The sequence below is a fragment of the Candidatus Leptofilum sp. genome, assembly GCF_965223525.1.
In the GTDB taxonomy this organism is placed as follows: Bacteria; Chloroflexota; Anaerolineae; order Promineifilales; family Promineifilaceae; genus Leptofilum.
The window spans coordinates 187,501-210,024 of sequence record NZ_OZ245005.1 but is presented as its reverse complement, the minus strand read 5'-3'; the positions used below and the strand labels follow the sequence as shown (position 1 = coordinate 210,024).

Genomic DNA, 22,524 nt, shown 5'->3' with positions numbered 1-22,524 from the left:
TGGTTAGCCAAAAACGCACGAAACGCCAGTCTACCACAGCTAAACGATCCCGCCAACAGAAATTCCGTTAATCGCGTGAATATCCAAGCAGAATTCCATTATTGATGGCTAAATGGTACAATTGCCGTTAAGGGGGCAAGTTGGTGACATCTGAGCGGATATTAACGTTTGGGCATCGGGAGGGGATCTATATTCAATGACGGCAGAGCAAATCTCAAGAACAGAAGTACCCGGCACAATCCAGACACAACAGCCTTCGGCCTGGCGTAATGTGGCTTTGTTTTCCCTCAAGCGTCTTTCTTTGCTGCTGCTAACCGTTGTTATAGCCATTTACCTCACCATCATCATTGCCAACTTTGGCGGCTATGTAGATACGATTGTCGAGTCGGAATTAGAGTTTGCGGTTGGCCTGTCTCTACGTGGTAGTGGCCTGTCAGAGGAAGAGCAAGAAGCAATATTTGAGCAGCGAATGGAAGCTGCCAGAAAGGCGGCGGGCTTAAACGACCCTCTGTGGCTGCGCTCTGCCATTTGGCTAGGCGATGGCCTAACGCTTGATTGGAAGCTGGAAAGACCCTGGCTCTATGGTTTAGATTTTTCTTCAAATGTCACAGCACGGGAGCTGATTCTTGATAATTTGGCACGGACGTTATTGATATTTGGCGTGTCCAACGTGCTGCTTTTTGGCGTGGCCGTCTTGTTTGCGCTCATGCTGAGTCGTCGCCACGGGGGGCGATTGGATAAACTGTTTATCTGGTTGTCGCCGATTTCATCTGCGCCAGCCTGGGTGCTTGGCGTTTTGCTAACGGTATTTGCCTTGCGGGTGTTTGGTTTTTCACCGGGTGGCACTTTTACAGCTTTCCCGGAGGAGTTTCGCTTTGCCCAGATTGTTGTATTTTTGCGCCACCTGGCGTTGCCGCTGTTGGCCATATTCTTGGCGGGCTTTTTCCAGAGTGCTTACATCTGGCGCAGCTTCTTCCAGGTGTACCGTAACGAAGATTATGTAGATTTGGCGTATGCGAAGGGATTGTCGAACGGCCGTATTGACCGCAACTACATTATCCTCCCTGCCTTGCCAACCCTGCTTACCAGCTTTGCCCTGCTGCTAGCCGTCTTGTGGCAAGAAATGATTGCTTTGGAAGCCTTCTTTAACATCGAGGGGATTGGCAGCCTTTTCGTTCAAGCCCTAACCAATTTCGATACAGCCTTGATTGTGGCCATTGTCACCATGTTTGCCTACCTCATCGCTATTATCGTCTTTGTCTTAGACATCTGTTACCTGCTAATAGACCCCAGAGTGCGGATAGGGAGCCAACAAACACAGGGCCACATTGCCAAAAAACCTAATTGGCGTTTTTGGCGACGGCGCAGCCGTGCTCGTCTTTCGCCACTAGCGGAGACAGACCGCACAAAGCAAACCCGGCCTCGCTTCCGGCTTAGTGGCTTGCTTGCCATACTCCAAAGATGGGGCCGAGCAGTCCGCACGCTTGTGCAAGGTATGCGCGAAAATCCAGGTACCATCTTCGGATTATTGGTGATTACGGGATTGATAGGCGTTTCTGTACACACGGTCATTAACATTCCTTACCAGGAAGCTGTGAGCCTGTGGCGTGCAGACAATGAAGTCTGGCTGCGTAATCCGCAAAGCGCACAGCCCACCTGGGTAAACGCTTTTCTTTTCCGCGATTTGCCACCCACCATCGCGTTTGACTCAAGATCGCCAGATGCCTCCAAACAAGTGGCACAATTAGATGAAAACCTGACAGACGTCATCATCCCCTTCACGTTTGAATATGATTACGGCGACTTTCCTCAGGAAATTGTGCTGGATATGGAGACGCAATTTGTAGAAAAAGGGCCGCATGTATCCGTTTCCTGGGTATGGCCTGACGGCAGCGAGCAAGAGCTAACCAGCTTTCAACCCAATCAATCTGATTCTTACTTTGTGAGCCGCGACGACCGTTTGCAGCGGCGATTGCGCTCAGACGCCCCCCTGGAAGCACTTTTTCTTGGCTCAGACGGCCTGGTGACCGAACCAGTACCCGGCACGTACACGCTGCGGGTGCAGGCGTTGCTATTTGAGCCAGATGCTGATTTTGACGTGAAGATAACGATGCTGGGGCAGGTGCACGGCTTGGCAGGCACCGATTCGTCGCGGCGAGATTTAATGATTGCCCTGCTGTGGGGGACACCAATTGCCCTAGGATTTGGCTTGATTGCGGCCTTTGCCACCTCCGTGGGCGGGATGCTGGTTGCTGCACTAGGCGCGTGGTTTGGGGGCTGGGTGGATCGCGTTGTGCAATTCTTAACCGAGGTAAACCTGATCTTGCCGTTTTTCCCTGTGGCCTTGATGGTGTTTGTGCTTTACTCGCGCAGCATTCTCACCATTTTGGCGGTGACGGTGGCGCTGACGCTGTTTGGTAGTGCGGTAAAGACATACCGGGCGGCATTTTTGCAAATTCGTTCGGAGCCGTACGTTCAGGCGGCGCAGGTGTATGGAGCCAGCAATTGGCGGATTGTGGTGCGCTACATGGTGCCGCGCATCGTCACGGTGTTGGTGCCTAAACTGATTATTTTGGTGCCAAGCTATGTTTTTTTGGAAGCGACGCTCGCCTTTTTGGGCATTACCGACCCATATTTACCCACCTGGGGTAAGCTGGTGGTAGAAGCTCTCTCCTATGGCATTTACACCAATTCCACCCATTTGGTAATGGCACCGTTGGGGCTGCTGTTCCTGACGGGGTTTGCCTTTGCCATGCTGGGCATCGGTTTGGAGCGCATTTTTGAGCCACGCTTACGCGAGCGGTAGGAGGTAACGGCCGTTTTCGTCAACAATTCCCAACTTTCTACCACATCCACGACAGGCAAAAAAGTGGCACGGCGGGACGCAGGTCAGTCACAGCACATCCAGAAGACCATCCCAAAGCAGGCAGGTGGCACGGCAAGACGATAGCCACAGTAGATTTTTTGGAAGACTTGTTTGACCTAGACCTAGCACAATCGCTTCAAGAGGGCATAACTGCCCAAGAAACACAGTAATCCTGGGCAGATACCTGAAAGAAGAAAGAAGGATGGCAGGTCTTTTACTTTCAGGATTATCTCGTTTGAATTGAGCGATATCAACAAGAAAAGAAAAACCGAGCAGATGCTGTAAAAAAGGCTCGCTTGAACTCGGATTTTATGACACCCTTCATCCTCCAAAAGCCTCCCTTTATATAGCCTTCTCGCAGGATTAAATACGGACTTCCATGCTCCAAGCAGCAAAAAGATAATAGATATAATGAAAATAATGGGGACTGGGATTATGTCTCGAAGTAATGTCTCAAACATAATTTGTATGCTAATAGTGTTGGTTAGTCAAGGATAACTCACTGTGCCAGCGTTTCGTTTTCGTATCTGTACAATGTGTTTTCGATCACCACCCATAAATTTTGCTGACTATCTTCGACAATTTGGGCACCTTCACTAGTAAACCAACAACCCTCTTCTGTATTTGGGTCAAACCAGGCAATGCCGCTTCGCAATGTGTTCCATTCTTGTGATCGGTTGATGACAAACCAAATTCGGCCGTCAGAAGTTTGTTGAACTGGGGTTGGAGGAACGTAATATCTCCAATCATCAAGAAAATCCATGTGCCACCAGAAATTGATTGGGTTTGGATTGAGCCGTTTCCAATTCCCTTCAGGTGTTCGATAGCCGTAACTATTTCCTAGCCAAAAGTTGCCGTTTAAGTCAACGAGACTAACGGAGGAGCCAGGCATTTTTGAAAGCGAGACCTCTGCAAGCTCATTAGTGGAAATATTGTATTGCAAAACAGTTCCAGAAACGGTTTGATCGTCATAGGCATCGAAGAAAACTTCATTTTTGAAGTCAGAAGCTAAGTCGCTAAAGGTCGCATATCCTTCAAGTGACGCAAGACGATTTAGTTGCTGTGTAGCTGGATCAAAATTGTAAACTGCATCATTGCTAGAAAATATCCACAAGGTGTCATTCTCATCCCACAATGTCTGGATATTGTCAAAGACATTTCTTCGTAAAGATTTCGTTTTGAGCCTCCATTCCGGTGGAATGGTTACTACTTGTTGCTCAATGAAACGTTTTGAATCATCATCAAAAACGAAAAGAAGGATTTGCCCGTCAAAAATTCTGATTTTCCAAACGCTATTTTCACGAGAAATGTGTAAACTTTCTTCTGGGTAGAACCAGCCTTTAAATTCCATCTGAATTTGAAGCCATTCTTTTGCGCCTTCAAAGTACACAAGGTAAACAAAACCCTTATCTGATCTAGGATTTGATACCCAAATTTCCCGATTCCCATTGTTATGCCGGACAGTTTCTACTTCAAGTTTTCCGCTGACTCGACCAGCGGGCAAGTCTTCCACCTCGGGTAATGTAGTGATGGCTTCCCACGGGTGAAGAGGCAATATCACTTCTTGTGTGGGCCCGTATCTGTCAGGGAATGTAAATGCAAATGTGTCGAATGAAGCAATACATTGATCGTCAAGGGGTAGCGTTGATATTGGCTGGAAGCTTCGGTAAACAAACAAAGCTACGAAGAAGCCAACAAGTGTTAAGAGAATGAATTTTTTCTTTGTTTTACCCATTACATTCTTCCTGATTAGCTTGTTTGCTTTAGTTCCCACAGCCAGCAGATACGGCCGTCATCCACCCACTCAATCTCCCACCCATCATCACCAAAGGTGCGGCGCAGGCCGCGCAGGAGCATTTGCAGCCGCTGAGCGTGGGACGGCAGATTGTCGCCGGGGCGCTGCCAGCGGATTAGGCGGGGGAGAGGTGTGGTGGTGTCTTGCTGGATGAGCTGGTCTGTTGTGGCGTTTTTTGGGGAAACGGCCGTTCCCCTACATTCAATCTCTGGCAAGGTAATTAGTAGCAGGTCGTGACGGCCGTTTTGTGTAGACCATCCTTCGCATAGCGAATTTGCAAGCTGGGTGTGGTTGGCAATTTGGATGGGTGGGAGTGTGGGGCTGAAGCTGTTGGTATGTAACGGCCGTATCACCATCGGCGCGTCAATTTCGGGAAAATGAGCCAAATCGAAAAGCATCTCGTGTAAAGCGTCAGCAGATATGACCGTCACTTTGCCTTCACTTTCTTCAAGGACGTTTTCTTCCAGCAGCAGCTCATAAAAATTGTGCAGCAAAATGCCGCCCGCCGGGACGGGCAAATTGGCGTTGGCCGCGTGGTCGAGCAAGCAGCCCGGTTCCGCCACATCCCGCTTGGCGGCGCGTTTAGACCCCAACCATGCAAAAAAATATCTCACAAATCCTCCTGTTTTTAACCGCGGAGTCGCAAAGGACGCGGAGTTCTTTTTGGTTTCCTCTGCGTTCTCCGCGCCTCAGCGGTTAGATTATTATTCTATCGGTGTGCAGGTAACTTCGGCAGGCGCATCGCCAGTGAAGAGTGGGGCGGTGTAGAGTGCGTAGTCGCCGCCCGGCTCGTTTTCATCCCGCACGAATGGGCAAGTGAAGTTAAGCGTGACGTTGCTGCCGGAGATTATCTGATTGAGTAGCGAGTCGGTGAAGGTGCAGGCGGTACCTACGCCGAGTACCGAACTTGTCTCGCAGAGGCGTGCCACTTGCGCCGCGTTGCCATCAACCGAACAGCTTAGCTGCACCGTGCTGCCCGGTGTGCAGCGGAGCGGCCGTTCCTCTGAATCACTCGGTTCGGGCAAATTTGGGAGGGGAACGGCCGTAAAGCCACAATTTCGGCGTGGTCCTAGCTCACTACTGGCGCAAGGTTCGGTGACGAAGCTGCCCGCCGCGGGAATGGTGACCGTTTCTGTGCCGCTGTTTGTCGCATCCCAATCGGCTACAAAGTCACACTGCGGGCGGCTGATGGGCAGGCCGTCGCTGTTGCGGAGGCCGCTCGGCTCAAAGATCGGCTGCCCTGAATCGTCTAGCACCGGGTAGCCCTCGCACAAAAATTGCTCGGTGTTGAAGCGGAAGCTGAGCGGCAACTCCGCAGCGTCCCCTGCGATTTCCAGATCTGTAATGTCTACCCATTGGCAATCTAGCCCCGCGCGGTACTCATCTACCCAGCCTGCCTGGATGCCCTGATAGGTGCAGCTAAAGTCGTGGGTTAGCGGCGACAGTTCGTTATTGCTGAAGCGGCTGGTGCTTTCCACGCAAAATGCCTGCTTGCTGGGCTGGCTATTAGTGCCCAACTGGAATTCGCCGTAATTTTGGAAGTGAAAATGGTCGTGGCAGCTATTGTATTCCAGCATGTTGGTGAGCGGATTTTCTGCCACCACCGGGCCGATGTCCAGTGCTGCGGCGCCTAAATTGTGGGCGGTGGCGTCGAACTGGAGTAGCCGCCGCCAGCCGGTGCCGTTGATGCAGCCTTCGGCCCGGGCGCAGCTGTTGCTGGGGAAGTAGCGGTAAATGATGCGGGTGTTTTGCAAATCTTCGCTGACCACCAGCAAATCGGGGGCATCCGGCGATACCACTACGCCGATGCGTACCTGGTTGGCAAGTTCCTCATCCCAGGGCAGGCGCGTGAAGCGAACGGCCGTTTCCACCGTACCCACCGTTGCATTCAACGCTTGCACACAGGAGAGGGCTGGCAGCGTAGAGCGATGGCAACCTGCCGCGCCGCTGCTGTTTGCTGTGCAGCTGTAATCGAAGAAGATGTCCACATTTTCCGAGTCATAACTGTTGGGCGGGAACCCACCTTCGTTGAGGCAGGCGTTGCTCGTGCGCTGGAGCAGCTGTGTGGGGTCTGGCGGCAAGATGAATGGCTCTTCCCAAACGCCGCCGACTTCTGCCAAAGCAGGTTCTGCTTTGCCCGGTTCGTCCTGCGCGGCGAGCAAGGTGCTGCTAAAGGTGTAATCAATCAGAATGAGTTCGTGATTATTGATGGTTTGGCGCGTGGGTTCACTAGTTAGCTCGATGTGCCAGAGGGATTGCGGCGGCAGGGGGAGTTCTCCTTTGTCAGCATAGAAATACGGCCGAAAATAGAGGCGGTTATAGGTGAGTGCCACCTGCCGTTGGGCCAGATCAATCCAAAAAGCGTCCGATTCGGCAGCTAGCACGGTGGCTACTTCATCACGCATCGCCTCAGGATATTCGTCCAGCAAAATGCCTACCTGGCTGTTCATTGTCAGGCCAATCAGCGACCCTTCGCCATCAATGGGGGAGGGGATGAAGCTGGCTTCGCTGGTAGTGGTTTCTTCGGTGATGGCAGGCGTGCCGGTGGGCAGTTGCGTGGCGATGGCGGGTGGGGGAAGTGGGGTGTTGTCAGTGGATTCAGTGGTGGCGGGAACGGCCGTACCGGTTGGATCACCCTCGTCACTTTCTTCAACTTGAGGCTCACTCCCGCAGCTAACGGCCAGCGCGATGATAATGAGGCAAAAACCAGTGGTAAAGCGCATCAATTTATTCATGGGTTGATTTTACCCATTGTGCCCCTGCGCTTCAAAAGAGGGAGCAGTTCCTCATGGTTTGTTTAGCAGCAAAGAGTTATGTGATCTGGCTCACGGACGGCCGTTTACTTTGTGACTGTTCATAAAGTGCTACTGTTCCGCGACGAAAACGGCCGAAGTTGTTAAAATCAGCGCGTCTCATTTTATAGAAGGAGTTTTCATGACGACAACTGACTTAATGAAAGCGTACAATTATGATTCATTTACCGAAGAAAACGTGGCACCCTGGATGAACTTTATGGACAGTCCGCCGTTGGGTGAAACGATGCCGGATTTTCCTTTGTGGCATTTGGGTGGCACGGAAACGAACCTTAGCCAGATTTTAGCGGCCAATCGCTTTACGGTAGTGGAGTTTGGCAGCTTTACCTGACCTTATTGCGGGATGGCGGCGCCATCCATGAATGCCCTGGCCGATGAATACGCCAGCCAACAAATCGGCTCCATTTTTCTTTACACGCATGAAGCCCATCCAGGTGAAAATTACCCACATCTTACTTCGATGGTGCAGAAAACAGCCCACGCACGGGCGATGCAAACCGTCTACGGCGTGACGCGACCCATCTTGCTAGACAGCCTGGACGGGGCTTGTCACCGTGCCTTTGGCTCTATGCCCAACATGACCTGGATTTTTAACCGTGCGGCCGTTCCCGTGTACAAATCGAACTGGACAGATGTGCATAGTGTGCGGAATGCGCTGGATTATTATCTGGAAGTCGTGCAGCGGCGGCGTAATCGGGAAAAGCTAATGCCATTCCAGGTTGAGAGGCTGGATTATCGCCAAAAAGACCGCGCTGGTTTTTATGCCGGACTTGAACTTAGTGGCCCCAAAGCCGTGCGCGAATTTGATGAATCGGGATTGTAAATTACATGAAATCGTCCTCTAAAGTTGGTCTTGCAAATAGCTCAACAATTGGCCAATGTTCACGCGCGTTTGCTGTGTGGTGTCGCGGTGGCGGACGGTGACGCTGTTGGTTTCTAATGTCTCAAAATCTATGGTGATGCAAAATGGCGTGCCGATTTCGTCTTGGTAGTAATATCGTTTGCCGATGTTGCCTCGGTCGTCCCAGGTGGTGGCGTGATGCGGGGCGACCATCTCGTAGACGGCCTGGGCTTTTTGCACCAGGTCTGGCTTGTTGCGGAGGAGGGGGAATACGGCCGTCTTGTAAGGTGCCAATTCCGGATTAAAACGCAAAACGGTTCGCTTGTTCTCCGCATCGTGCCAGTACGCATCGCACAGCAGCATGAGAAAGAGACGGTTAATGCCTACCGCTGGCTCGATGACGTGCGGCACAAACTGCTTGCCTGTGAACGGGTCTTTGTAGCTCAGTTTTGCGCCCGAATGCTGGATGTGCTGCTGTAAATCGTAATCGGTGCGATAGGCCACGCCCCACAGTTCCTTAAAGCCGAAGGGGAAGCGGTAATCCAGGTCGTATGTTTCCCGGCTGTAGTGGCTGCGCTCTTTGTCGGAATGGCGTCGCCAGCGCAGGTTTTCCTCGCGCACGCCCAGCGTGTGGACAACAAAGTCCCACATGTGCTGTTGCCATTGCTGCAACAGTTCTTGCCAATCGGTTTGCTCCGGGTCGAAGAAATATTCAATCTCCGCCTGCTCAAACTCCAGCGTACGGAAGACAAATTGCCCGGTGGTGATTTCGTTGCGGAAGCTTTTGCCAATTTGCCCAATGCCAAACGGCAGCTTCACGCGGGTGGAATCCAGCACCTGTCGGAAGTTAGTGAAGATGCCCTGGGCGGTTTCACCCCGCAAATAAACTTTGGACTTGGCTCCTTCGATTGCGCCAACGGCCGTTTCAAACAAAATGTTGAACTCCTTCGGCTCAGTCACATGGTTGCCGTCCGGGCTAAGAATCTTCTTTTCGGCAATAAATTCTCCCATTTGGGCCACGCTCAAGGCTTCAACAATCAATTCGGGCGGATCCGGCTGCTTTGCCAGCCACGCTTCAATCAAATGATCAGCGTGGTAACGTTTGTGCGTCACTTTGTCCTCCACCAGCGGATCGGTGAAGGAGGCCACATGCCCAGATGCCACCCACGTTTGTGGATGCAGCAAAATTTGCGAATCCAGGCCGATCATGTCGGCGCGTTTGCGGATCATTTCTTGCCACCATTTGTTTTTGATGTTTCGCAGCAGTTCGATGCCCAGCGGGCCGTAATCGTAAGAGCTGGCCAGCCCGCCGTAAATTTCGGAGGTTTGGTAGACAAAGCCGCGCCGCTTTGCCAGCGCGGTAATCGTTTCCAGAGTAAATTCAGTCATGATTTTCCTCTTCTGTAGCCGCGCATTCTTTGCGCGATGTTGGTTGTGCGTAGGCGAGACGACCGGGAGAGATGCCTTTTTGTTTTGCCAGTTTGAATCCCGGTCGTCTCGCCCCTACAAAAAATCAGTAAAAACAAAAAAGCCCCTGCAACACAATGTCTGTGTTGCAGGGACGGCTTTTTCAAGTCGCGGTTCCACCCTGCTTCCGCTGGGTATTGGTCAGCGGCACTTTCTTGGGTTTGCAGCTCCCGCTTGCCAAAGGCGATCATTGCTGCGAAATTTTTTTGCCACGGAGGACACAGAGAGAAAAGAGAAGGGTGTCTTCTCACGAAACTCTTTTGCTCTGTGTGTGGCTAATTTTACGTGGGGATGGTTAACTGTCAAGGATGTCGGAGGGTTGGGGCAAGCGGTGTTGTTCTAGATACGGCCGTATCGTAATAATCGCCCCCGCCAAAATGCGCTGCTGGGTTTGCTGCCAAAAGGTGGCGTCTAGCAAATCGCTGTGGTGCTGCATAAATGTTCCTTTTACGTTGCCAGGCAATCCCATAAAATGAAGGAACTCTTCAGGGAACACATCATTTTCGGCAATGTGGAACCACGGTTCAGCGGCTAGCTCATCTTCGTAGCTCATGGCCTGGGGGAAATTGCGGAAGTTGCATTCGGTTAACGGCCGTAGCTCATCGTAATCATAAAAAACCACCCGCTCATGCCGCGTCACGCCAAAATTTTTCAGCAGCATATCCCCGGCAAAGATGTTGGTCACCGCCAAATCCTTAATCGCCTGGCCATAATCCACAATGACGCGATTGGCCGTGGCTTGGTCTGCCTGCTTCAAAAAGATGTCCAGCGGCGTAACTTGCCGCTCCACGTACGCATGGTCAACGATGACCATATTTTCTTCAATATGCACTGTATTGGCAGCAATTTCCAGCAGTTCAGCCAATAGCGCTTTGGTAAACCGACTTTTCTTGAACTCTAAAAATTCAAACGATTGGGCATCAATCAGCCTTCCGGCACGGTCGTGGCGGAACACCATTTCATAATTACGCATCACATCCTGGCGTGTGGTTGTTTTAGGCGGCGCAAACCGATCTTTGATGAGCTTGAATACCACGTCAAGGTCTGGCGGTGTGAAAACGGTCATCACCATGCCATGCTGGCCGGGGGCAATTTCTAGTTGGGCGTCTGATTGTTTGAAATGATTCAGAAGCGTGCGATACAGCTCTGTTTTGCCATGCTTGTTGTAGCCTAGCGATATGTAAATTTCGGCGATGCGCTTGCGAGGGAGGATGGAGCGGATGAATTGCACAAGGTCAGACGGCCGTTCCACCATCACATGAAAGTATGCCCGGGTAAAGCTAAACAAAATACTGACGCTGCCCTCATCCAGCAGCACCGCGTCAATAAAAATGCCCTTTTTGCCCTGTAGCAAAACCAAAGCCAATGGCACCAACCCCTGTGGCGTGTAGATTCGTCCAATCAGATAAGCACCCTTGCCTCGGAAGAAAAGCGAATCAATAACGTCAATTCGATACAGAGAAGTGCGATTTTTTTGCAGAAAACAGCGCAGCCGTTCACTGATTTGGCGGCAATCTTCAGCAAAATTGGCAAAGGGTACCGTAAGTTGGCAGGCCAAAAGCATTTGCCGCACCGTCTCGTCCAAATTGTCAGGATAGTAGACGGTGTACAAGGATTGCGGATTGGTCAACGGCGGCAAATCAAAATCCGGGTCAACAAACTCAATTTGGGGATCAACCCCCACCGTGGTGAAGATGCGGCGCGTAATGGAGTTGAAAAACGTTTCGGCTAGCTCCCAATCCGCTTGCTCCGCAATGAGGCCAGAGTAGACGGCTTTCATGCTAGACCACACTACTTTGCGCGTGCGCCGCTCGCCCAGTAACTCTTCCACCATGATCACCACGCGGTCTACGATTTCCCGGTACAAATTGAGACGCTGCACTGAGTCAGTGCGTTGGGCGTGCCAATCCTTTTCTTCAAATCGTTTTTGGGCTAAACAGGTAATTTCTTGGAAACGGCCGCAAAATCGGCAAAAGCCATCGTAAATTTGTCGGGCGGCCAAGTTGGCCAGCCGACTGTCGGTTAGGCGGGAAGATGGGGTTGTGGGTGGCATGCGGACATTGTACGAAAATGTTTATGCGCCGGACAAGTGCCAAAAATCACCAGATTATTATGGATTTGACAGCCTAGACTTGTTGGTCTAATATGACTGACATTAACGAAGAACTAGGTTTTAGCAAGGCCATCAGAGGAATCTCAATGAGTTTTGAAAAAACATTTGAGCACAAGCAAAAATTGCTGGATGCAGCCCTGAAAGAGTTTATTGCTTATGGCTACGAGCAAGCCTCCATCAATCGCATTTTAGACGATGCCGGCATGAGCAAAGGGCAATTTTATTACCACTTCAAGAACAAGGCGTCACTTTACTTGGCGCTAACAGATTTGCTGGTGGAGCAGAAACAGCAATTTTTGGCCAGCGTCATGCGACCAGAAGATTTTCAGCAAGATATTTTTACCGTTTTCAAGACGCAAATTGAGCATGGCGTAGCCTTTGCCGCCCAATACCCGGCTGTGAACGATTTTGGCCAAAGCTTTGTACGCGAGAAAGGAAATGCCATTTACGAAAAAGCGATGGCGCGGCACGATTTTGGCGAAAACGATGGGATCAACCAGCTCATTGAGCAAGCGTATCAGCGGGGTGAATTTCGGGAGGATTTGCCATTGGCATTTATCAAGCGCACCATTGGTTACCTGTTCAACAACGTCGCTGATTTTGCCGATCTAACAAACCCTGACGAGATAGAAAATAACTTAAACTATTTAATTGATTTTATGCGGAGTGGGTTAGCGGGGCGCAAGGAAACTAGCAACTCCGCCCCGGCTTCCGCACGCTAGATATGTGGACACAAATTTGTATGCGTACGAAAAATTACCTACCAACTCTCCGCTTCCTTTTTTATACGACTTTGCTCCAATTATTGGTGCTCTGTAGCTGTGCGAAAATCTCAAATACCACTGAGAATCAATCTAAGAATTTAGTACATCAAAATGATTTAGCGAACAGTGTCAAGCGACCTAATTTTGTTCTAGATGTTTCTCCACAAGAATTTGAGGCAATACCATTAAGTCTCTATTCAGCAGATTTAACTGATGAATATTATGATCGAACAGGTGCTGTTGTTTCTACCGCCTTAGGAAGTCGTGAATTTGGCTTTAAAAGTGAAGTTTGTTTAGAAATAAGTCTAGGAACCCTTGCTCAAGTAGGGGACGATTTCAGTGAGAATAGTTCGATTTTAGAAAGAATCAAAATAAGCATCAACAATGAAGACCTTACCGATGTTACCGCTGGTCATATGCACTTAGTATCAACTGACCTGGTTAATTCAGAGGGTGAGATTCTCATGAGTGGTGTTGGCGATGCTGTCGCTTGCGGTAAGGCATTGCTGGCTCCTGGCCTGCAAGAGGTTACGTTTGAATTCCGGCAGACATCGGGAGAAATAAAAAGTTATTCGTGGCAATTTGAAATTATTGAACAGCCTAATTTTGTTCAAAAAGTTTCTCCACAAGAATTTGAGTCAATACCATTAAGTATTTATTCAGCCGATTTAACTGATGAATATTATGAGCGAACTGGTATTATAGTTTATTCCGCTTTAGGAAGTCGAAGATTTGGCTTTAAGAGTAAAGTTTGTATAGAAATACGTTTAGGAGTCCTTGCCCAAGTAGGGGACGATTTCAGTGAAGATAGCTCGATTTCAGAAAGAATCAAAATAAGCATCAACAATGAGGATCTTACCGATATTACCGCTGGTCATAGTAGCTTAGAATTAATTAACATCGGCAATTTAGAGGGTGAGATTCTCAAGAGAGGTGTTGGCGATGCTGTAGCGTGCGGTAAGGCATTGCTGGCTCCTGGCCTGCAAGAGGTTACGTTTGAATTCCAGCAGACATCGGGAGAAATAAAAAGTTATTCATGGCAATTTGAGCTCACTGAAGGGTAAGAATTTTCGCGTTCCAGCAAGACCAAACCCTGCTTCTACTTTAGGCAGGTCTTCATGATTGTGCTGTGACGGTATCCTGCCTTGCTGCTATCTCTCACCTGTCACTCCCACGCAGGCGGGAGTCCACTAGATTACCGCCTGCGCGGTAATGACAAATGAAACGCGGTTATTTCCCTCAAAAGCAGCTATATGTAGTTAAAGATTGGCAGCTTGTTCCAGCGTGTTGATTGTCTTTTTGTACAGTTTTTTGGCGCGTTCGGGGCTGTCGCCGATGCAGACGGTGCCAAATTTGCCAAACTCCGATAGCGCGCCCATCAGATGAAAGACCACGCCCTGCTGCGTGGCGCCGCTAAAGTGCAGCCCATTCAGCACGGCCAAATCAACCAAATCGTCCGGCGTGAGTCCCAGGTAAGCGTTGCTATGTACGTTGTCGGAGGCGTAGTAGTAGCGGGGCTGGGCCATTGGCGTGAAATATTGTCCCTCACCCACGTCGTAGATGCCATTGGTGAGAAATTGCAGCATGAGGAAGGGGTGGGTGGTGCCCCCTTTTCGCAAATTAATTTCGATGGCATAGTGCTGCCAGCTATCTCCTTCGCGTACTGAAATGAAGTCAACAGCAAAACGGCCGATCACCCCCTGCTGCTGCAAAACCTCCCCAATTCGCCGGCCGGCTTCCTGAATTTCCAGGCGATATTCGGCGTCGGCGGGGAAAGTGCAGCCGAGGAAGATTTGCCCGGACGGGCCGCCTAGCACCTGATCGTGCGTAGACACAATTTCAGTTTGTCCCAGCGGGTTGATGCGGCACTGCACGGACGGGGAACGTTTGTCTTCACCGTCAATCCAGCTTTCGACGATGCCCTGCATTTGGCGGAACTTTTGGCTAAAGCTGGCCCACGTTTCGGTGGCTGCTTCAAAGCGGAGGCGTTTGGGTAGTTCGGTGGCGATCCAGGAACGCAAGTTGCCGTTCACGCCACATCCCTCGTAAGAAAAGACGGCGTTTCCCTCGCCAGAAAAACCATCATTTAACTTCACAACCGCCTTTCGCAGCGATGGTTGGGCTTCTTTTAGTTGGGTGAGTGCATTGATGATGTCTTGCTCGTCGCGTAAATCTTCAAAGCCCATGGGTAAAGGTACGCCAGCCGCCTGAAACACTTTACGGCCGTTGCTCTTTGAGCCCCAATGCGTTAAGGCCGGATCGCAAGCGTAGAGCGGCGCATTTAGCTCCACCGCCAGCCGTCGCTCTAGTGGTGTGGTGTTGAAGCAAGTGATGTGTGCTACTTCCGGGTTGGGAATGGCGGCGCGGATACGGTCTAGCAGGCGAGGCCGCTGCAAGATTTTTTCGGTGAGCGAAATAGAGGAGCCATCATGACAGCTAAGTAAAGTCAGCCGCCGCCGGGCATGGTAGCCCGGAATGCCCGGTAAAAGATGCAAATAATAATCAATGATCGCCTCATGAACTGGCTGGCTGGTAACAAAAATAAGATTCGTGCGCGGCAGTTGCAGCAGCATCAGCAGACACAACATGCGCTCCTCGTAATGATAGATGCCAGAGATTTTATTTAGCTCTTCCGCATCCATTGTCAGGCTGGGAATCACAATAACGGTGCGAGGCGCTAGCGGATCGGGAAACACCGTTTCAAACATTGGGGCCATTCGCTTTTGAATGGTGGCAAATTTTTGTTCAATCGTGATGTCCCGCAAGGAATCAGAAAGAACGTTGAGGCCGTTTGTGGGGAAATTGTGGGAATCTTTTAGCATGTTATTTTCCTTCATCCGGCATTCGTTGTTCTCGAATTGGCACAAGGAATACGGGACAATTTGCCTGCCGCACGATTTCGTCGGCAACGCTGCCAAGGAGCATTCGCTGCCAGCTACCTCGTCCGTGGGTAGCCAGCATGATGAGGTCAATGTTTGCTTCCTGGCTGAGCTGTATTGCTGTTTTGGCCGGATCATCTCCGGTCAGACACACTTTAGCGAGTACGCCTTCATTGTTGCAGAATTTGGCGACGCTGTCTAGATATTGCTGCATTTTCAAGCCCAGGGTTTCTTCGGCGTTGGGTTGAGGAACGGTGAGCAGCAGCAGCTCGCTGCCAAATTTTTGGGCAATGGGTAGTGTGTAGGGGAGAACGCGCTCGGCATAGAGGGAGCCATCCAGAGTGATGAGAATTTTGCGGAACTGGGTTGGTTTGGCCGTTTCTAAATCAGGCGGCAGCAGCAAAACCGGCAGCGTAACTTGCTGCACAAGCTGCCCGGCTACGCTTCCCAATAGCAGCCGCCTCATGCCTGAATGCCCGCGCGTAGACATAATGATGAGATCAGCGTTTTGGGCAACGGCCGTTTGCTCAATTGTTTTGGCGACAGGGCCCGTTTGTACAGCCATCTGGATGCCATGAGACCCATTTTGCCATTGCGTTGCCACGCCATCCAAATATGCTTTTTGGACCGATTGTGCTGAATCTTCAGCAACAGACACCAGCGTTAATGGCGTATTGAACTGCTTTGCGATTTGGGTAGCTACGGGCACGGCCGTTTCCGCCAGCGGTGAGCCATCCAGCGGTACCAAAATGTGCTGCGGCGGGTAAGCTTTGGTAAAGCCTAGCCCAATGTGCGCCGAAGCCAGCGCAGGACGTGCGGAAATGAGCTTGCCCAGTCGATCTTCAACGGCTGTTGGCTCACCCAAATGGGTGCGAAAGTAGCTAAACACCACGTACAGCAGTGGTAAAAAAAGCAGATACGTCCAGGCTCCTTCAAAAAATCGCTCCTGGAAAATGATGACGGTGGCTCCAGTGGTAAGAATTGAGGCAATGATCGTTCCCAGGAGAACGGCCGTTTGCCCGATGGAGAAAGCTTGCCGTAGCTGCCGCAGCAGCCGCTTGCTGGCAGCCCAGCCCGTCATGCTGAGTAAAATAAAGACGCCAGCGGCATAAATTGCCAGATATGTCTCCTCGTGCGTGCCAAAAAAGAGGAAGCAGATAATCACCAAAATGACTTCTAGCCAGACTGGTTTGTCGGCGACGCCAAACTGGTTGCGCTTGCCCATGAACTTAGGCACATAATGGCGAAAGCGCAGCCCCACAAACAGATTTTGCAGTCCCTGGGCACTGGCCGCCGAGGCAGAAAGCAGCACCGCCACGCCCACCAACGTGCCGATGAACGGCAGTGGTGCGGGCAAAAGCAAATCCATCGTCTGGGTAAAGACAGAGACTTCCGTGTTGGTGGGGTCTGCCAATTCAAAGATGATGGGGCCGACGATGAGCATGGTAACGGCCGTTGTTCCCATAATAATTAGCAAACTGCCAAACGCTTTTTGGCTTTTCTCCTGCGGTGAGCCGTCGTAAGCAGCAACCAGATTGGCAAACACCTCAATCCCTGTCATCACCGCCAAAATGCGAGCAAAGCCACCAAACGTAAAGCCGATGTAAGGTGGAGCGAACGCCCGCCAATCAATGGTGGGCAGACGGAAGCCATACTGCCAAATGGTGGCAAAAACCATAATCCACAGCAGCAGCAAAACGGCCGCTGTCGCTGGCCCAAACGCGGTTGCCGCCACTTTGGGGCCTCGGTTCACCAGCCAGCCTGTGAGCAAACTGAGGACGATGGCGACAAAAACACGGATTCGTAGCCCCAGGAAAAGATCATTCAAAACCGGAAAGCGGTCAGCAATAAACGTGACCAGCGCGGCCATGCTTACTAAAAATGTAAGCGTGTACTCAATAAACGTGATGCCTGCATTGAGCTTTACGGCCCAACTGCCAAACTCCTCTTCGCTGAGGCCGCTGCCGCCGCTGCCATCTGTAATCCACAGCATCACCAGCCGGTACATGGCAGAAACCATCGCAATGGTAAACACTACCAGCCAAACGCTAGCGCCAAACGTCACCTGGGCAACGCCTGCGACCACAATTAATTTTAGAAATGGACCAAAAATATAGAGGGGTGAGGTAGCTGGATCGCCGCCGCCAGCCAACGCACCTTCAAAGGCATTCGACAGTTTGCGTGAAACGTGGGCCATAATGTCTAGTTCCTCAGGTGGAATCAAGTTAAGGCATGACATGCCGCCGTGAACGGCATGAAATGCTTTGATTATGTAAAACTAATCTGTTAAGGATAAGGAGTTCTTATGCGGAGGATATTAAAAAACAGTATGAGGCAAAGGGTAGCGCATCCGAAGTGACAAATAGCCCCAGAATGGTAGGAGGAAAGTCATGGATAGGTTGAAAGGTGGATGTTGCTAGCTTTTTGGGGGTTTACGGCCGTAATACTGGTAATAGTTTGTCTGAATCGTACCATTGTACAGCTTGCGTACCCGGTTGGGTTTGGCTCGTTTGAAATAATCTGGGAACTTTTTGTCGGCAGTGAGGATGTAAATGGACCAGCCATCTTTTTTGCGGAACATTTTGTTCAGCGCGATGTAGATACTGTTCAGCTCCCGGTACTCTGCCAAGCGAATGCCATAGGGTGGATTGGTAATCACGATACCAAACTGCTGGTCAATCCACAATTTTCTAACGTCTTTCACCTGGAAATGAATGTCGTCGGCGACGCCTGCTTTGGCGGCATTGCTTTTGGCGATTTCGATGCTGGCCAGGTCGCTATCGCTGCCCTGTAGCTGCAAGTTGCCGCTGGGCAAGATGGCGTTTTGGGCTTCCTGGCGGGCCTGCGCCCACGCCTCGGCGGGGATGGTGGGCCACCCTTCGGCGGCAAAGCTGCGTTGCAGCCCCGGCGCGATATTGCGCCCCATCATCGCTGCCTCAATGAGAATGGTGCCGGAACCGCACATTGGGTCCAGCAGCAGGCGGTCTGGCTGCCAGTAGCTGAGTTTTACTAGCCCGGCGGCAAACGTTTCTTTAAGAGGTGCTTCGCCCGCATCGGCGCGGTAGCCGCGCTTGTGCAGCCCTATGCCAGACGTATCCAGGGTGAGCAAAGCACTGTTCCGCACCAGGGCCAGTTGAATGGTAAACTCAGCGCCGGTTTCAGGGAACCAGTCGAGTTGGTAGGCGGTTCTTAGCCGCTCCACGACTGCTTTTTTGACGATGGATTGGCAGCTACGGGCGCTTTTGAGTACCGATTTGTGTGATTTGGCATTAACCGTGAATTTGCCGTCCTGCATAATCCAATCCTCCCAGGGGAGGGCAGTGGTTTGCTCAAACAAATCATCGAAGGTGTGGGCGGGGAATTCTGCGATTTTGAGCAGCACACGGTCAGCGCAGCGCAGCCACAGGTTGGCTTTGGGGATATCGGTGAGGGTGGCCTGGAATTCGATACGGCCGTCTGACACCACAATTTCCTCAAAGCCCAAAGCCTGTACTTCTTGCTTCACGACTGTTTCCAGGCCGAATTTGGCAGTAGCGATTAAGGTTACTTTCATAAGTCGGTAATCGGTGAACGGTAAACGGATTACTGATTACCGATAACCGTCGCCAGGCGCTCCAACGCTTCTGCCAACAATGGGCGGGGGCAGGCCAAATTAAACCGCTCAAAGCCTGCCCCTTCGGGTCCAAACATTTCGCCTTCGTCCAGGTAGACGCGGGCGTCTTCAAAGATGCGTTTTTTGCGTTCTTCGACGGTTAGCTCTAAAGTGCGGCAGTCTAGCCAGACCAGGTAGGTGCCTTCGGCGGGCAGCAGATGAAGCTGGGGCAGGTGCTCGGCGAGGAATGCCTTCATGAAGTTGTAATTGTCCTCTACGTAGGCCATAACGGCCGTTAACCATTCCTCGCCAAAGTTATAGGCCGCCTCAGTTGCCACTACGCTGAAACTGTTGGTGTTATGTAGTCCAGCCTGGCTCATTGTTTTGACCAACGGGGTGCGTAATGCCTCGTTGGGAATGATGATGTTAGACAGCTTCATCCCGGCCAGGTTGAACGTTTTGCTGGGAGCCGTGCAGACGATGCTGTTTTGGGCAAAGCGTTCGCTGATATTGGCGAAGCTTGTGAATTCTACGCCGCTAAAGAGCAGGTCACAATGAATTTCGTCAGAAACAACCAGCACGTCATTGTCTAGGCAAATCTCACCAAAGCGGGTGAGCTCTTCGCGGCTCCAGACGCGGCTGACGGGATTGTGTGGGCTGCACAGGATGACCATCTTTACATCGGGGTCGGCGGCTTTTTTTGCCAGATCGTCAAAGTCCATTTGGTAACGGCCGTCTTTTAGCACCAGTGAATTAGAGACAACAACCCGATTGTTATTCACAATGGAATTGGTGAAGGGATGGTACACAGGCCGCTGGATGATGATTTTGTCGTCGGGTTGGGTGTAGGTTTGGATCATCATGTTGATGCCGGGTACGACGCCGGGTGTCATTACGATCCAGTCACGCTGAATAGTACGGCCGTATCGCCGGGCAAACCAGTTAATGACCGCTTCATAATACGAGTCGGTTGGCGTGCAGTAACCGAACACACCCCGCTTGGCGCGTTCGACAACCGCCTCCACCACGGGTGGCGGGCAGCGAAAATCCATGTCTGCCACCCACAGCGGCAGCAACCGTTTAGCCCCATGTTTGGGGTGGGTCAGGTTGGTTTGCCTGGTGTTGAGATGGGCATCAGAAATAAATTCCCACTTGACGCTGTTGATGCCAAATTTGTTGACTTCCGTATCGAAATCGAAGTGCATCTTTGTCTCCTTCACCCTCACCCCAGCCCTCTCCCACAAGGAGAGGGGGCCGTCCCTCCCCTTTTAGGGAGGGCTAGGGAGGGGGCTAAAACTCAGTTGTTGGATCCCACGGAAAGGCGGCTACCGCTTCTGCTTCTGCCCTCAGTTTGCGGTCGGCGGCATAAATGCCGTGCTTTTCTGGCGGCAGCAGGGCGGCGATGTGCCGCATGATTTCGTGGCCGATTTCGTCAAGCTGCTCCCGCCGTTCTCTGCCTCTGCCGGTGATCTTGAAAGGTCCAAACGGCCGTCCAATTCGCACCGTTAATTTTGTTCGTTCCCCCCGCCGCAGCGCTGGGAAAATGTCTGGCATTCCCGTGAGGCCAATGGGCAAGATGGGTGCGCCCGTTCGCGTAGCCACGTAAGCCGTGCCGGGTCGCGCTGGGCGAAGCACCTGCGCCCAGGCGCCCCCTTCAGGGAAGATGCCCAGGACGCCATTTTGCTTCATCACGTATTCGGCCGCCTTGAGCGCATATCTGGAGCTTGTTCCCCGCTCAACTAGATACACTTTCCACAATTCTGGTATCCATTTGGCGATGAGTGGCGCGGCAGGACGCTGCGTACCGGCAAAAAATTCCAGTGGCTGCGGCAACACAGCCAAGACTGCTACCGGATCGGCAAAATCAAAATGGTTGCCCACTACCAAAAATGGGCCGCTTTTGGGGATATTTTCTTCACCAATGACCTCGAAATGCGTTAAGGATTTTAACGTGAGGCGAGCTAGCCAGCGCAAAAATCGGCGAAAGGTGGGGCGGTGGGGATAGCGAAATTCAGCAGGGACGTCATTCATGAGGGGGAGTTTAGTGGATGAGTGGGGAAGGGGCAAAAAAAACAGTTATTCAGAAAATAAAACGGTAACAGATTGTCATTAGTATGATAAAGCAAAGACGAAAGGCCGACTGTCATTAGGTGCAAGAAACCGTGCGGGAGATGTGGCCCATCGTGAAAAAGATAAAACAAGCAGCCAAAAAAGCGACCATTTGTTAGGATTGCTCCAGCTTGGTAGGCCGATGTCATTGGCAACCAGCCGCGCAGGAGCGCAGGTCACCGAGCCAAGAGATTCAGCGAGAACCCGAACAGTTGTTGGGACATTGCAGTCCGTATCATTGCTAGTGCGGGTCACAAAGGAGTACCTGATGGCAAAGCAAACCGAAGAAACCTTTTTTGGCATTGACGTTTCCAAAAACCACCTGGATTTAGCCCAGTGGGGAATCGAAGAAGTGTTGCGACACGATAATGACGCAACCGGTATCGCCACCCTGGTGGAAATAATGTCAACGAAAACGGCTGTCACCTTGATAGTGGTTGAGGCCAGCGGTGGATTCGAGCAAGTTATGGTTACAGAACTGGCCGCTGCCTCTCTGCCCATTGTCGTCGTCAACCCGACACGAGTGCGTAACTTTGCTCGTGCCAAAGGGCAAGTAGCTAAGACAGACAAGATCGATGCCCAGATGATTGCCAGCTTTGCCCAGGCGGTCCGTCCAGAGGTACGTACTTTGAAGACGCAAGACCAGCAGCTCATCAAAGCATTGGTCACGCGTCGTCGCCAACTGATCGATATGCAAACAGCCGAGAAGAATCGGCACACCACGGTCAATCCAGAATTGCGGCCTCGTTTGGAGAAGCACCTGGATTGGTTAGCTACTGAATTAGCTGAAATTGAGGAAGACCTCAATGATTGGATCAACAAAAATGCCCAATGGCGCGAAAAACGAACCAGTTTAGAAAGCGTGCCCGGCGTGGGCCAGGTCACCTCCTTTACGTTGCTGGCTGAATTGCCCGAATTGGGTACATTGTCTCGACAAAAAATCGCCGCCTTAGTTGGCCTGGCTCCCTTCAATCGGGACAGCGGCTGTTCTCGCGGACGACGCCATATTTTTGGCGGACGTTCAGATGTTCGTTCTGTTTTGTACATGGCTGCTCTTTCAGGCATTCGTTATAACCCGGTTCTCAAAGCCTTTTATGACCGTTTGATTGCGAAAGGAAAACTCCCCAAAGTCGCTCTCACGGCCTGTATGCGTAAATTGTTAACCATTTTGAATGCCATCGTCCGTGATGGCTCTGCTTGGATATCAGCTTAACGAAATGCGCTTTTTGCTCTTGACTTTTATCACAGTTGCTCCCGCCTTCGCAAAGCCTGCCCTCACGAAGGT

At 51.3% G+C, this 22,524-nt stretch carries 15 protein-coding genes; 5 read left to right on the top strand and 10 right to left on the bottom strand.

Annotated elements, in window-relative coordinates:
* The first annotated feature begins 196 nt into the window (after positions 1 to 196).
* Positions 197 to 2,806, top strand: coding sequence for an ABC transporter permease subunit (locus tag ACOQPM_RS18065; RefSeq protein WP_420631657.1), 2,610 nt, complete (start codon positions 197 to 199; stop codon positions 2,804 to 2,806).
* Positions 2,807 to 3,365: 559 nt separating this feature from the next.
* On the opposite strand, the gene ACOQPM_RS18060 is transcribed toward ACOQPM_RS18065, so the two are convergent.
* The 3 genes from ACOQPM_RS18060 to ACOQPM_RS18050 all read right to left on the bottom strand — a co-directional run bounded on the left by ACOQPM_RS18060 (position 3,366) and on the right by ACOQPM_RS18050 (position 7,396).
* Entirely contained in the window at positions 3,366 to 4,601 is a 1,236-nt protein-coding gene (locus ACOQPM_RS18060) for a hypothetical protein (protein WP_420631656.1), read from the bottom strand.
* 14 nt (positions 4,602 to 4,615) lie between these two features.
* On the bottom strand, positions 4,616 to 5,275 hold the full coding sequence (locus ACOQPM_RS18055) for a hypothetical protein (RefSeq protein ID WP_420631655.1): 660 nt from the start codon (positions 5,273 to 5,275) through the stop codon (positions 4,616 to 4,618).
* Positions 5,276 to 5,365: 90 nt separating this feature from the next.
* Entirely contained in the window at positions 5,366 to 7,396 is a 2,031-nt protein-coding gene (locus ACOQPM_RS18050) for a lysyl oxidase family protein (protein ID WP_420631654.1), read from the bottom strand.
* A 199-nt stretch (positions 7,397 to 7,595) separates the two neighbouring features.
* Between ACOQPM_RS18050 and ACOQPM_RS18045 the strand changes: the two genes are divergently transcribed.
* A complete protein-coding gene (locus tag ACOQPM_RS18045) occupies positions 7,596 to 8,297 on the top strand; it encodes a peroxiredoxin family protein (RefSeq protein WP_420631653.1) in 702 nt (233 codons plus the stop codon).
* Positions 8,298 to 8,315: 18 nt separating this feature from the next.
* On the opposite strand, the gene ACOQPM_RS18040 is transcribed toward ACOQPM_RS18045, so the two are convergent.
* Together ACOQPM_RS18040 and aceK are read right to left on the bottom strand one after the other, a co-directional pair.
* Entirely contained in the window at positions 8,316 to 9,704 is a 1,389-nt protein-coding gene (locus ACOQPM_RS18040; protein ID WP_420631652.1) for a glycine--tRNA ligase, read from the bottom strand.
* A gap of 373 nt (positions 9,705 to 10,077) precedes the next feature.
* A complete protein-coding gene (gene aceK, locus ACOQPM_RS18035; protein WP_420631651.1) occupies positions 10,078 to 11,835 on the bottom strand; it encodes a bifunctional isocitrate dehydrogenase kinase/phosphatase in 1,758 nt (585 codons plus the stop codon).
* 146 nt (positions 11,836 to 11,981) lie between these two features.
* Here aceK and ACOQPM_RS18030 point away from each other — a divergent pair, with 146 nt between their 5' ends.
* Together ACOQPM_RS18030 and ACOQPM_RS18025 are read left to right on the top strand one after the other, a co-directional pair.
* Entirely contained in the window at positions 11,982 to 12,617 is a 636-nt protein-coding gene (locus tag ACOQPM_RS18030; RefSeq protein WP_420631650.1) for a TetR/AcrR family transcriptional regulator, read from the top strand.
* Between the two features lie 20 nt (positions 12,618 to 12,637).
* Positions 12,638 to 13,723 carry a hypothetical protein gene (locus ACOQPM_RS18025; protein ID WP_420631649.1) on the top strand — a complete coding sequence of 362 codons (1,086 nt, stop codon included), beginning with the start codon at positions 12,638 to 12,640 and terminating at the stop codon, positions 13,721 to 13,723.
* 195 nt (positions 13,724 to 13,918) lie between these two features.
* Here the strand turns inward: ACOQPM_RS18025 and ACOQPM_RS18020 are convergent, their stop codons facing one another.
* The 5 genes from ACOQPM_RS18020 to ACOQPM_RS18000 all read right to left on the bottom strand — a co-directional run bounded on the left by ACOQPM_RS18020 (position 13,919) and on the right by ACOQPM_RS18000 (position 21,161).
* Positions 13,919 to 15,481 carry a peptide ligase PGM1-related protein gene (locus ACOQPM_RS18020; protein ID WP_420631648.1) on the bottom strand — a complete coding sequence of 521 codons (1,563 nt, stop codon included), beginning with the start codon at positions 15,479 to 15,481 and terminating at the stop codon, positions 13,919 to 13,921.
* Position 15,482: 1 nt separating this feature from the next.
* On the bottom strand, positions 15,483 to 17,735 hold the full coding sequence (locus tag ACOQPM_RS18015; RefSeq protein WP_420631647.1) for a universal stress protein: 2,253 nt from the start codon (positions 17,733 to 17,735) through the stop codon (positions 15,483 to 15,485).
* 219 nt (positions 17,736 to 17,954) lie between these two features.
* Complete coding sequence (locus tag ACOQPM_RS18010) at positions 17,955 to 19,091, bottom strand: THUMP domain-containing class I SAM-dependent RNA methyltransferase (protein ID WP_420631646.1); 1,137 nt, start codon at positions 19,089 to 19,091, stop codon at positions 17,955 to 17,957.
* A gap of 29 nt (positions 19,092 to 19,120) precedes the next feature.
* On the bottom strand, positions 19,121 to 20,335 hold the full coding sequence (locus ACOQPM_RS18005; protein WP_420631645.1) for a MalY/PatB family protein: 1,215 nt from the start codon (positions 20,333 to 20,335) through the stop codon (positions 19,121 to 19,123).
* An 85-nt stretch (positions 20,336 to 20,420) separates the two neighbouring features.
* Entirely contained in the window at positions 20,421 to 21,161 is a 741-nt protein-coding gene (locus ACOQPM_RS18000; protein ID WP_420631644.1) for a lysophospholipid acyltransferase family protein, read from the bottom strand.
* Positions 21,162 to 21,507: 346 nt separating this feature from the next.
* On the opposite strand from ACOQPM_RS18000, the gene ACOQPM_RS17995 reads away from it, so the two are divergent.
* Positions 21,508 to 22,452, top strand: a complete 945-nt coding sequence (locus tag ACOQPM_RS17995) for an IS110 family transposase (protein WP_420627234.1) — start codon at positions 21,508 to 21,510, stop codon at positions 22,450 to 22,452.
* Positions 22,453 to 22,524: the final 72 nt, after the last annotated feature.

Coding starts and splice junctions, on each gene's coding strand:
- ACOQPM_RS18020 (WP_420631648.1), bottom strand. CDS start 15,481: ATGCTAAAAGATTCCCACAATTTCCCCACAAACGGCCTCAACGTTCTT.
- ACOQPM_RS17995 (WP_420627234.1), top strand. CDS start 21,508: ATGGCAAAGCAAACCGAAGAAACCTTTTTTGGCATTGACGTTTCCAAA.
- ACOQPM_RS18060 (WP_420631656.1), bottom strand. CDS start 4,601: ATGGGTAAAACAAAGAAAAAATTCATTCTCTTAACACTTGTTGGCTTC.
- ACOQPM_RS18005 (WP_420631645.1), bottom strand. CDS start 20,335: ATGCACTTCGATTTCGATACGGAAGTCAACAAATTTGGCATCAACAGC.
- ACOQPM_RS18050 (WP_420631654.1), bottom strand. CDS start 7,396: ATGAATAAATTGATGCGCTTTACCACTGGTTTTTGCCTCATTATCATC.
- ACOQPM_RS18000 (WP_420631644.1), bottom strand. CDS start 21,161: ATGAATGACGTCCCTGCTGAATTTCGCTATCCCCACCGCCCCACCTTT.
- ACOQPM_RS18040 (WP_420631652.1), bottom strand. CDS start 9,704: ATGACTGAATTTACTCTGGAAACGATTACCGCGCTGGCAAAGCGGCGC.
- ACOQPM_RS18025 (WP_420631649.1), top strand. CDS start 12,638: ATGCGTACGAAAAATTACCTACCAACTCTCCGCTTCCTTTTTTATACG.
- ACOQPM_RS18015 (WP_420631647.1), bottom strand. CDS start 17,735: ATGGCCCACGTTTCACGCAAACTGTCGAATGCCTTTGAAGGTGCGTTG.
- aceK (WP_420631651.1), bottom strand. CDS start 11,835: ATGCCACCCACAACCCCATCTTCCCGCCTAACCGACAGTCGGCTGGCC.
- ACOQPM_RS18065 (WP_420631657.1), top strand. CDS start 197: ATGACGGCAGAGCAAATCTCAAGAACAGAAGTACCCGGCACAATCCAG.
- ACOQPM_RS18030 (WP_420631650.1), top strand. CDS start 11,982: ATGAGTTTTGAAAAAACATTTGAGCACAAGCAAAAATTGCTGGATGCA.
- ACOQPM_RS18010 (WP_420631646.1), bottom strand. CDS start 19,091: ATGAAAGTAACCTTAATCGCTACTGCCAAATTCGGCCTGGAAACAGTC.